Here is a 10,943-nt window from a genome sequence, read left to right on the forward strand (position 1 = left end):
GAATCATGCTATACAAAAAATTTGGCTTTGGCTCTCAATGGGTGATGGACGTGTCGAAAAACCAATTAACCATTTCGCCCAAAGCGATAAAAACAAAGGTAACTGGTACGCAAAAAATTGCCAGAGAAGACATTACTGAAATCACCTTTCATTACTTACTGTTGAATGATCGAAAAAGTGTGAGAATAAAAACCACAGCCAATTTAAATTTTGCTGAAATCTTATTAAAAGATGGTACAAAAATAGAGCTCAATGGCACTCGGATCGGTTTTTTTGACTTACTCTACTTACTTATATTCTTTGACTACCCCTTAGTTTATCGAAATACTTCTGCGGGCGGCAGCTCTGATATTGCTATCATTTTACTCAGGTTACTCTCCCTTTCTGCCATTGCCGCCGGTCTCGCTAAGCTTGCGCTGAATTAAAAAAGTTCGCGCTTATTCTCGTTTAAATTGAGTAATAAGCGCTTCTCCTTTGTCGCCATTAATTTTCTCAATAGCCTCGAGCATTTCAATGATCCGTTGACGATCAAATGGGTTAGTGATGGTATTACGCACATCGTCGATGATGGCTTCTAAGTAATTAAATAAACTCTCCGTCGCTTGTTGATCCGCACTTGAGCGAAACAATATATTTTTAAACGCTTCCAACACATTGACCATGACATAACCATCGGTCTTTGCATAGTTTCTTATCGGAGTAAAATTATCATGTAGTAATTCATCAAAAGACGCTTCGTGAATATATAAAAGCGGCTCATTTTTAGCGTGTTTAAAGGAGTAGTTCACATCGCAAATATCCAACCGCTGGATAAGTAAAATACTCAGCATATCAATCGCCTTTACCGCAGTACCGGGGTCATTAATTCCTGGGCTCATGGCCTTCACTGCAATCTCTGAGATTTGTGTTAAGCCATAGCGATAATGGTCGCTGATGTACTCTTCAACATAAAAAATAAAACAGCTAAGTAACGCATCATGTAGTGCCTCATCTTCGCTAAGATCCTTGTTGCACTTAAGAAACGGGTAGCCTTTAACGGTAAAAAACCCTTGTTTAACTGCAATATATATTTTTAAGTCATGTTGCTCACATAACGCACACAATTTGTCACTGTGTACTCCCTTAAAATACCCCTCTTCTGTGCTGGGTAAATTATGCCAACTAGAGAAGTCAGGAAAGTTATCAAAAGGCTGCTCTTGCTGTTTGGTGATAATATTCTTCATCTCATTTTTGGTGTTGTTAAACAGATCATTTAGCACGTTATCGACCTGTATGGCGCGGGAGATTGAATGAATAAAAAACACAAAAAAGCCTAAAGAGATCAATCCAAACACCAGCGAAAATAAAACTCCTAACGCTGGGATCCCAGTTTCACCATTGCCCACACCACGAATATTAATCAGCATAATGATGGCATAAATGATACTCCCGAGATAAAACCCCAATACCAGCTGGTGCGACTTTCTGGTGATAAGGCCCGGCAGTACTCTAGGTGATAACCCTGCACTGGCATTATTCAGCACAATCATCACCATTGAAAAGCTAAATACCGTCAATGAGATGATACTCCCCACGAGCGTGCTTAAAATAGTTCGTGCGTTCTCTTCTCTGTCGACCAGTACAATCGCTATAAGCTCTTTAAAGCTATTGATAGGAGCTGCATATTCAAGTGCCGTGGTTATGAGCGCGAAAACAAAAAATGCAACTGCAAGTAAAGAGGGGTAGAAACCGATACTACTTATCAGTTCGCGATAATTTTCGGCCAACTTGCGAGGTGTGAACATTACTATCCTTACACTTTGAGAGTCTGGTTATATAGCCTAGCAAGGCTAATGCAATAGAGTAAGTAAAACAGCAAGTATTTTGGGAAGTTAACTTTGAAGGGTTAGCAGAACTAACCCTAAAAACCTACTTTCGATTATGCAATGATCAAGAAGCCAACAAAGGCAATTGCAGCCGCAATCAACGCATAAGGTAGCTGAGTGATGGCGTGACTGACTAAGTTACAATCTGAGCCTTGGGCTGCCAATACCGTAGAATCCGAGTAGAAACATGCCTGACTTCCAAATGATGATGCCGATAACAATGCGCCTATCACCAGAGGAATATTAGCATCTACAGCAACGGCCAATGGCATCACGATAGGAATAGTCACGGCGAAGATCCCCCAACTAGAGCCTGTTGCAAAGGCCAAAATAGCCATAGATAAAAACACCATCGCAGGCAGCAAACCGGCCGTCATATAAGGACTCAGTGCGTTTATTACATATTGTGGCAATAGCAGTTGATCGCACACATCCTTAAAGATAAATGCGGCGATAACCGTTCCTATCGCGGGTAGCATGCATTTAAAACCATTGATCATTTGCTCAAGCATGTCTGCAAGCGGCATCAACCTTTGCACCATATAAAATGGCATGGTCACTGCCAAAGTCGCTAACAAGCCTTTCCATACATCAATGTCAAAGTACACCGTAAACGCCACCAGCAAACCAATAGGCACCAAAAAGTTAACTAGTTTACCTTGAGTGTCGGCTTGTTCAAATTCCTGCTCAATGGCTTTTGCAGCATAGTTATCCGGTGTATGTACTTCTTCCAAATCAACCTGTTCAAGCGCAGGTTGTCCTTGTTTAGCTGCAAGCTCTGCTTTTTTCATTGGGCCGAATAGTGGCACAATGCCAAGTATCACCAGTGGCACCATAATTACGGCCACCCAAGCATACAGCATATATGGAATTGCCTGAATATACGTACTGATCCCCTGTCCTTCTCCCGCGACACCGTTATCAACCAACAAACCACCAAAGAACACCGCCCAAGTCGAAAGTGGTACTAAAACACAGATAGGCGCAGCGGTTGAATCCACTACATAGGCAAGCATTTCCCTAGAAATCTTAAACTTATCGGTAACACGACGCATCGTCTCACCAACCGTCAGCGCATTAAGATAGTCATCAATAAAAATGATCACACCTAAAAAATAGGTCATAAGCAAAGACGACCTTGGCCCTTTTGCCATTTTCAGTGCATTACGTCCAAATGCTAAGGCACCGCCTGTATGCACCAACAGCGCTATCAAAGCACCAAACGTACCACATACCAGAATAAGCCAGCCGATAGTTTCATCGCCCATCACTTTTAGCGAAGCATCAGCAAAATTTGCCAATATGGTAGCAGGGTCTAACAATGCGAGTCCTACAAGCGCCCCTAAAACAAGGGACAAGATAGGACGACGTAAGATAATTGCAAGCGTCAATACGACGACTGGGGGAATGATGCTAATTGCACTTGGCTCAGCCATGCGAACTTCCCAAATCAAAGGAATTTGAGCAGCGGAAAAAAGGGACGCAACGTCAGCTATAAACAGCGATTGATGCAGTCTTATCCGTTTCCCAAATTCAGAACAAAAGGTTAAAATCACAGGCACTTAATGCATGTGAGGATCTGCCTAATATTGGGTTGACGAGTTGACTGTATGGCCCTCATTGAAACATCGCGGAGAAAATATACAGAATTTGACTTTGCGTCAATTTATTTTTTGTCTAATGCTAGTTTTGCCATGTGCTTATTTACTTGCTCTATCTCTTCAGCGGTCAATTCGGCGTAGCGTCTAGGATAAGACCACCCGTAGCCCCAACGAAATGGCGTAGGAAAATAAGGCAACCCACCAAGTCGCACACCCGCTAACATCAAGGTTGCCACTTCTTCTTGACCTACCGCAGCAACACACTTTTGCAAGGCAATGTCGGCATTTTCGCGCTCTATAGCGGTACCACCTTTCCAGTAGGCAAGGTCGTGTGCCGTGCAACAGCTCAACCACAGTTCATTTTGCGCCAAAGTACCATCAGGAAATGCACTACAGCCATCGCTTGTGAATGGCTTTAATTCATCGGCACTGCCGTGACTAGATGCAAACAGCAGCGAGAATATAATTACTATTTTTTTAATCATCTTAAATTACCGTATGGCTACTTTCATGACTCCCAACCTTAGCTGGCGCACCTTACACTTTCATTTCCATCAGCTGCGCATCTTCACCATAACTTTTGCATATCTTAACTGGCTTTGGAACAAAGCCTAGTTTCAACCAAAACCCTACGCTATTTTGTACAGCCACGAGCCGAATGCGACAGTACCCCATTTGGTTCGCCAACTCAACTAAGTGTTTAATCATCAAGGCACCAATTCCTTGCCCAGATACGGCTTGTGAAACAACTAGGTCATGTAGAAACAACGACGAACTAGGCGGCTGTTCAGGAAGTAATGTAAACAAACTCGGCGGCCTTTCATCGTACCAAGGGTGCGCCAGTAAATAGGCATTCACGGCTCGATGTTGTTTAAAAACAAAACAACTCTTTGGCGAGCGCATCCATTTACTTTTTAGGATATCCACAGTTTCTGGCGCAACCTCATGATACACCAGATTTTGTAGCGTTAAGATCTCAGGCCACGACGCATCTTCGATAGCGTAATAAGTCATAATTTACTCACATACAGCACAGAGACTGATTGCATCCTATACGCCACCACTTTGGCCTTCTTGAAATATAAGAGTGGGATTTGGGTTCTAGGGTTTTACGGCTATTGGCATCAAAAACGCCGAGCATTAGTGCAATGATAGGCGCGTCATCTATTGCACCTAATGTGCTACCACACTCAGGGCAAAAAGCGCGCGATGAATAATCCGATGAACGCCACACCTTAGGCGCACCGCCAGGCCCATCCCAGCTTACCTCTTCATTTGCGAGCTCTACCCAAGCGACAGTTAACGCACCACTGTGTCTTTGGCACATTTTACATGAGCAGGTATGGGGGTTACGAGGGACGCCAATCGCGGTAAAACGGATCTGCCCACATAAACATCCTCCAACAAAATTGACAGCCATCCTTGTGTTTCCTTAGTATTTCGCCATTATCCTAAATTAAGTACGATAGTAAATTACCGTGCCTATTAAAGTTCCAAGTGAAACACAAAACTGAACACTAAGCCACTGAATTTGTGAAGCATTAGTTAGGTATCTCGTAGTTACGCACGGTTACCTTCAAAGCTATCGTGAGGCTCGCCGGCAAGTTCATACTTCAACACTCCAAGCTCCTGATAATAATGCAGAATATCGATAAAAGATTCGTATTCTCTTTGCGGTGAAACCGTCAACGCAAAGCGCCCATTATCAAATTGCTCGCTCTCCACGCCAGATAGAGTAAGCTCTTGAAGTAGCTCAATGTTTTTGGCATTTTCTAACTCGTTTGTAAAGCGGATCCGCAAAGAGTGATACTCACTTCGAGCCACTATATCGATAACTTCTAAAGAACCTTTGGTATCTGGTGCAACCAAAATGTGGTCGTCATAGTTAACACCAAAAGCAAAAAGCGGTGCACCTTTTATCTGATAAATGTTATCGCCTACTGCTATAGCAACAATAAATTCTTCAGCACATCCTTGGGGATGGTTTTTAAAAGTAAACCGTACTTTGTCAGTAACTACATCATTCATATGGATACAAACCGCCTTTACATGGACTGATCTCGTTTTACTAACCGACCGTAAGTCCAACAAATAAAAGTTACCCACAATTACAATGTGTTACTTGTATATGGGCTTAGATTGCCAACATGATGCAGCAGCTAAACTGAAGAGAAAATTAAGCTGTAGCCTGTAGAAAATAAATTAACCTGAATTAAATCGTTAATTGAAAGCTTGCGAAACGACAGAGACTGGGGAAAATGTAATGGCGAGCTCAGATTAAATGCGCAAATTTATCGTTTTCGATGGGCAGGGCTAACTACATTTCTTCACAATATAGCAAGTACCCCGCCCGATCCTGGGTGGTGAATAGCGCTAACTCTGCTATAATAGTTTTAGGCCAATAATCCCCATCACTATCAACAGTAAACTGAGTAGCTTAAATAATGACAAAGGCTCTTTGAAATAGACAATGCCCACAATAATCGACCCTACCATGCCAATACCAACCCAGACGGAATAAGCAACGCTAAGCGGTAAAGTTCGAAGAGCAACACTGAGGAAGTAGAAACTTGCGGCCATCGCCACTACTGTAATAATCGAGGGAACAGGCTTAGTAAAACCGCCGGTAAATTTCAAACCAATAGCCCAAACGACTTCCAATAAACCTGCAAAAACAAGTAGCAACCAGCTCATGACAACTCCAAAATGGGGTCGTCCCCGCCAGTAAAAGAAAGCTCTGCTCTGGAGGTCGTCCACCAGAGCGAGAGAAAATTAGCACGCCCGAGAAGTTAATTCAAGCTTCTACACACAGCTTATATTTCAGGTGCGCGTACCGTTTTAATATCTTGGTTTGCAGCCCAAGCCAATACATCTTCACGTTTCAGTGCTGTAGCCATCAATTCAGGAAACTGATCCGGGGTACAGGCAAAAACAGGTGAACCAATTGCAGCGAAGTCAGCTGCCATTGTACTGTCATAAGCAGGTTTGCCATCGTCACTAAGCGCCAGCAAAGTGATAACGTTCACATCTTGCCTGATCAAATTTGCGACACGAGCCTTGAGCGCTTTTTCATCACCGCCTTCGAACAGATCAGTAATTAAGATCAAGTGCGTTTTTGATGGTCTTTCTATCTTTTCTTCGCAGTATGCAACTGCTTGATTGATATCCGTTCCACCACCTAACTGTACACCAAACAGCACGCTAACAGGGTCTTGCAGCTCCTCGGTCATATCTATGACTGCTGTATCGAAGCACACTAGTTGTGTTTTTACAGCAGGGATGGAGGCCATCACTGCTGCAAAAATCGAACTATACACAACTGAGGTAGCCATAGAGCCTGATTGGTCAACGCATAAAATCACTTCATCTAAATCTGTGATACGGCGCTGCTGGCGCATAAAACCCACCAGTTTTTCGGGCACTATGGTGTTATAGTCTCGCTGGTAATGACGTAAATTGGCATGAATGGTACGGTGCCAATCGATATCATTAAAACGAGGTCTAAACGTCTTCTTAGACTTGTTAATTGCGCCTCGTATGGATTCCGATGTCTTTTGCTCTAATCGCTGCATCAGTTCATCAACCACTTTTTGGATCACTTGCCGTGCAGTATCTACCGTTTTTTCTGGCATTACTGAGCGAAGGCTAACAAGGTCGGCAACTAAATGCACATCCGCTTCTATGGCTGAAAGAAACTCGGGCTCCATTAGCATTTGCTTCAATCCCAGTCGCTCAAATGCATCTTTTTGTACTACCTGTACAACACTCGTTGGAAAAAAACTGCGAATATCGCCAAGCCATTGGGAAACTTTGGGTGCTGAGCGCGATAAACTCCCCCGGCCTTTCGCACTTTCACTGCTACCATAAACTGCACTTAAAGCTGCATTTAAACGTTTATCTGACTCCGACAGTCCATCATTTTCTTCAGGATCTGCACCAAGCACCAACCGCCAGCGACGATCTTTTTCAGCCTCAGATTCGGTGCTAGATTGCGATACCGACGCTTGCTTTACATCTGCCACTGCTTACCCCCATTCAATAATGTTGAAATGCTAGCCAAGTGTTGAGGCCAGCTCTGTAGCGCACGCTCATTGATGGTAAACTCAACGCTCACCTGCTCTCTACCTAGCAACACTCTATCTATCAAACGTTTGCGCTCCATCGCATCAAGCGAAGCAAATATCCGCCTAAATAAGGGTAAACATTCAACAAAAGCGGTTTCATCTAATCCCACTAGCCAATGCTCTATTGCGCTAAGCAGTATGTCGTCATACAAAAGCCGGTCAACCGCATCAGAGAAAAAGCCATCAAAATATCTGGCAGCATCTGCGGGTATCACTGCAGCTGAGAGCATTTTTCCCAGCAGCTGCTCAAGTTCAGAAGTCGCCATTTTGTCCGCTTGATACATGAGCCTTGCAGCAAGCCCAGCGAGCTGCAAACTAGTTTGACCACTCTCAACCAAGGTATTTAGTGCTTTCCACCACTGGCTTTCAACCGCTCCATTCCAGTCCGTCACAAGTAAGGCATGGTGGCTTGCACTCAATGCTCTGTGGTAGTGCGACGCCTCATCATCATCCAAATTGCGACAAGCGTAAGGAATTGAAATTGCGGCTTGAACGGTCAATCTTTCAATCAGTTCTTCTATATGACCAAGCGATATCTTACGGGCAGTACCGTAACGGCTCACATCAATTAAAGGCGGAATACTCTCCAACAATTCAATACAATCACTAGATTGTGCAGCCCGTTTTTCGAGCAGTGTTATTCCGATACTAGCCGCCTGATGGAGCTGAGCCTCTAGGCACCCACTAACGTAGCTTGCAAGCTTACTCAAACTCCTCTGCGTACGCATTTGCTCAGTCATTTTAGTGTTTGCAGCTTGCGCAATGGTGCTACCGAACACAAGGTGCTCAACCAGTTTCACTGCATATTCAGGCTGCCAAGTTAACCGCCAGTTTTCACGAAATGTGCCTCGACTCTTGCCGCTATCACTGAGCCCCCCCCAAGGAATATCGAGAATGTTTAAACGGTGCAATAGAACAGACTTTCCTTCTCCCGCTTCACTACGTAAGTCAAGAGAGAGATCTCGTGGCAATGCTTCTGGTTTAAGTTTGAGCTTCTTTTGTTGCTGTTGTAAATCTTCAATCAGTGGGATCAAAGGCGCATCAGCTGGGATCTCACCAACCTCGGCACCCAACAACACCTTGGCTTCAATTTGCTGCCAAATCTTAGCTTCACCGAAGCATAAACACGCAATGACAGCCTCTCGGATTTCTTCAAAACCAACAGATGGTCGACCGCGCACCGCAGCCAACGTTTGACATAAGCGTGTCGCTTCAATGACCGAAGCAGTCGACACAACTTGGCCAATTAAGCGCATTTGCTCTGTGACTTTTACTAACCAATGGGTCACCAAGTTGGCGTTGTTTTGTTGTTGCCATAAATGTTGATACCACATCGGTGCTGTTACCCCGGCACCATACCCAGAGGCACTAGACAAACGGGCGGAAGTCCAAGGCACCCAAGTTGCCTTTAGTTTTTTTGCAGAGAGCTTTGCAGGCAATGTTTTAATTAACTCTCGGTCGCTTTTTGCAGTGTGCTTTTCTTGTAAAGCGGGAACATGCCACGCGCCACATACAACGGCGATATGACCTGAACAATGCTTTTTCGCTTTGGCTATTTCAAGTCGCATGTAAGCTTCACGCACTAGGTCACGCTGTATGGCTGGATGAGCAGGATTTATGCTTTCACGCAGAGCCGCCATTGCCGAGCTCACCGCGTTAAACACTTCAAGGTCATTTCCGTGACTTTGCTCTATTAAGTCATTCCACCATGCTTCACCATCTTCATAACCAGCTAAGTTTGCCAACACAGCGATCGGATCTGAGGTCAGAGCACGCGTTTCGCCATGCCCTTCCCTAGTTTTATCCTCCTCGGCTTGCGTCTGCTCGGCTTCATCACTTGCTTGTGCTTGTGATGCCAATTGGATGTTTACAGGCACATCAATAAAGGCCAACTCAGTGCTGTGCTTGATGGCGTACAAAGTCGCCTGATATTCTGGTGAATACTCAGCAAAAGGATAAAACACACTTTGTGTTGCATCTTCAGCGGCATAAGCTAGCAAGGCAACGGGAGGACGCGTATCGTTTGCCGCCAACATTGGTAATAGCGCGGAGCAATCTGCGGGCCCCTCTACCAATATGCATTGGGGCTGCAATGCCTGTAATGCAGCCATGAGTCGTTGGCTTGACCCAGGACCATGGTGGCGAATGCCAAAATAATGGACGTTCGACATAGCACGTCCTTACAATACTTCGTTGATTATCTTGTAATAGTCCGAATAGGCTGGGCGTTTCTTAAGCACCGTTTCCAAGTATTCTTCAAGCACCGCTTTGTCTTGCACGGGGTCTTTTACAATAGCACCAACCAAATTGCTGCTGAGGTTTTCAGCATCTAATCTACCATTGCCAAACCAATTCGCTTGACTCAGTCCACCAACCATCACAGCAATTGCTTCTGCTGTTGAAAGGTTTCCTGTCGGTGTTTTGAGTGTTACTTTACCATCAAGAGTTTCACCGCCACGTAATTCTCTAAACATAGTGACTACTTTTTCAATTTCACTTTGTGCATCCAGTGGCATCGGTAATTCTAAGCTCGCGCTCATTTCTGCGACGCGTTTTGAGATGATTGATATTTCCTGCGCCATATCATCCGGTAGGGGCAGCACCACAACATTAAAGCGGCGTTTTAATGCAGCCGACAGTTCGTTCACGCCTTTATCACGATTATTTGCTGTCGCAATGATATTAAAGCCTCGTTGGGCATAGACGGCTTCATTCAACTCCGGGATTGGTAACATTTTTTCTGACAATACCGTGATCAACGTATCTTGTACGTCCGAACCCATGCGCGTTAATTCTTCAAGGCGGCAAAGCGTCCCTGATTCCATTGCACGATATAAAGGCGTTGGCACGAGCGCTTCACGGCTTGGCCCATTTGCCAAAAGCTGTGCATAGTTCCAACCGTAGCGGATCTGGTTTTCGTCTGTGCCTGCTGTACATTGAATAACCTGAGTACTGTTACCACAGATCCCCGCAGCAAGGTGTTCTGACACCCAAGACTTAGCCGTGCCCGGCACACCGAGTAACAATAAAGCGCGATCGGTTGCAAGTGTTGCTACCGCGGTTTCAATTAATCGGCGATTACCTATGTACTTTGGACTTATTTCAATACCGCTTTTAGTTTTACCACCCAGCAAATACGTTACCACTGCCTGCGGCGATAACGCCCAATTTTCAGGTTTGTTGCCTACGTCCTCGGCTTTTAGTGCATCTAGTTCTGTTTGATAAGTGATTTCTGCCGGTTGGCGAAGGATGCCACTCATAGTTAGTTCCTTTTTGTATTAACCCTGATCTGCAGTCAGGCCAATTTGTCTTAGTACTTACTCAATTTGAAGGAGCAAATCTGACGCTAACTG

The 10,943-nt window shown here is 44.6% G+C and carries 10 protein-coding genes and 1 pseudogene; 1 reads left to right on the top strand and 10 read right to left on the bottom strand.

Annotated elements, in window-relative coordinates; translation table 11 throughout:
* Positions 1–425 (top strand): annotated as a pseudogene (locus L1D50_RS17675) (hypothetical protein); the annotation flags it as partial.
* Between the two features lie 12 nt (positions 426–437).
* Here the strand turns inward: L1D50_RS17675 and L1D50_RS17680 are convergent.
* The 10 genes from L1D50_RS17680 to L1D50_RS17725 form a co-directional block, all read right to left on the bottom strand.
* Positions 438–1,784 carry a DUF2254 domain-containing protein gene (locus L1D50_RS17680; RefSeq protein ID WP_239966507.1) on the bottom strand — a complete coding sequence of 449 codons (1,347 nt, stop codon included), beginning with the start codon at positions 1,782–1,784 and terminating at the stop codon, positions 438–440.
* Positions 1,785–1,918: 134 nt separating this feature from the next.
* Positions 1,919–3,301 carry a Na+/H+ antiporter NhaC family protein gene (locus L1D50_RS17685; RefSeq protein WP_128726532.1) on the bottom strand — a complete coding sequence of 461 codons (1,383 nt, stop codon included), beginning with the start codon at positions 3,299–3,301 and terminating at the stop codon, positions 1,919–1,921.
* Between the two features lie 230 nt (positions 3,302–3,531).
* Complete coding sequence (locus L1D50_RS17690) at positions 3,532–3,951, bottom strand: hypothetical protein (RefSeq protein WP_128726531.1); 420 nt, start codon at positions 3,949–3,951, stop codon at positions 3,532–3,534.
* Positions 3,952–4,003: 52 nt separating this feature from the next.
* On the bottom strand, positions 4,004–4,480 hold the full coding sequence (locus tag L1D50_RS17695; protein WP_239966508.1) for a GNAT family N-acetyltransferase: 477 nt from the start codon (positions 4,478–4,480) through the stop codon (positions 4,004–4,006).
* 7 nt (positions 4,481–4,487) lie between these two features.
* Positions 4,488–4,886, bottom strand: a complete 399-nt coding sequence (locus tag L1D50_RS17700) for a GFA family protein (RefSeq protein WP_239966509.1) — start codon at positions 4,884–4,886, stop codon at positions 4,488–4,490.
* Between the two features lie 140 nt (positions 4,887–5,026).
* Complete coding sequence (locus L1D50_RS17705; protein ID WP_239966510.1) at positions 5,027–5,494, bottom strand: DUF4265 domain-containing protein; 468 nt, start codon at positions 5,492–5,494, stop codon at positions 5,027–5,029.
* Positions 5,495–5,848: 354 nt separating this feature from the next.
* Positions 5,849–6,160 (bottom strand): SMR family transporter, encoded by a 312-nt coding sequence (locus L1D50_RS17710; protein ID WP_239966511.1) that lies wholly within the window; start codon positions 6,158–6,160, stop codon positions 5,849–5,851.
* Positions 6,161–6,279: 119 nt separating this feature from the next.
* Positions 6,280–7,488, bottom strand: coding sequence for a VWA domain-containing protein (locus L1D50_RS23585; protein WP_138524413.1), 1,209 nt, complete (start codon positions 7,486–7,488; stop codon positions 6,280–6,282).
* Positions 7,476–9,761, bottom strand: coding sequence for a DUF5682 family protein (locus L1D50_RS17720; protein ID WP_239966512.1), 2,286 nt, complete (start codon positions 9,759–9,761; stop codon positions 7,476–7,478). The genes L1D50_RS23585 and L1D50_RS17720 overlap by 13 nt, the downstream gene beginning before the upstream one ends.
* Positions 9,762–9,770: 9 nt before the next feature.
* Entirely contained in the window at positions 9,771–10,850 is a 1,080-nt protein-coding gene (locus tag L1D50_RS17725; RefSeq protein ID WP_239966513.1) for an AAA family ATPase, read from the bottom strand.
* Positions 10,851–10,943: the final 93 nt, after the last annotated feature.

Origin of the sequence: Pseudoalteromonas sp. Isolate6 (genome assembly GCF_022398435.1) — a bacterium.
Lineage (GTDB): Bacteria > Pseudomonadota > Gammaproteobacteria > Enterobacterales > Alteromonadaceae > Pseudoalteromonas > Pseudoalteromonas galatheae.

Excerpts from the sequence above, each read along its gene's own strand:
- L1D50_RS17685 (WP_128726532.1), bottom strand. The coding sequence starts at position 3,301 with ATGGCTGAGCCAAGTGCAATTAGCATCATTCCCCCAGTCGTCGTATTG.
- L1D50_RS17720 (WP_239966512.1), bottom strand. The coding sequence starts at position 9,761 with ATGTCGAACGTCCATTATTTTGGCATTCGCCACCATGGTCCTGGGTCA.
- L1D50_RS17700 (WP_239966509.1), bottom strand. The coding sequence starts at position 4,886 with ATGGCTGTCAATTTTGTTGGAGGATGTTTATGTGGGCAGATCCGTTTT.
- L1D50_RS17710 (WP_239966511.1), bottom strand. The coding sequence starts at position 6,160 with ATGAGCTGGTTGCTACTTGTTTTTGCAGGTTTATTGGAAGTCGTTTGG.
- L1D50_RS17690 (WP_128726531.1), bottom strand. The coding sequence starts at position 3,951 with ATGATTAAAAAAATAGTAATTATATTCTCGCTGCTGTTTGCATCTAGT.
- L1D50_RS17680 (WP_239966507.1), bottom strand. The coding sequence starts at position 1,784 with ATGTTCACACCTCGCAAGTTGGCCGAAAATTATCGCGAACTGATAAGT.
- L1D50_RS17705 (WP_239966510.1), bottom strand. The coding sequence starts at position 5,494 with ATGAATGATGTAGTTACTGACAAAGTACGGTTTACTTTTAAAAACCAT.
- L1D50_RS17725 (WP_239966513.1), bottom strand. The coding sequence starts at position 10,850 with ATGAGTGGCATCCTTCGCCAACCGGCAGAAATCACTTATCAAACAGAA.
- L1D50_RS17695 (WP_239966508.1), bottom strand. The coding sequence starts at position 4,480 with ATGACTTATTACGCTATCGAAGATGCGTCGTGGCCTGAGATCTTAACG.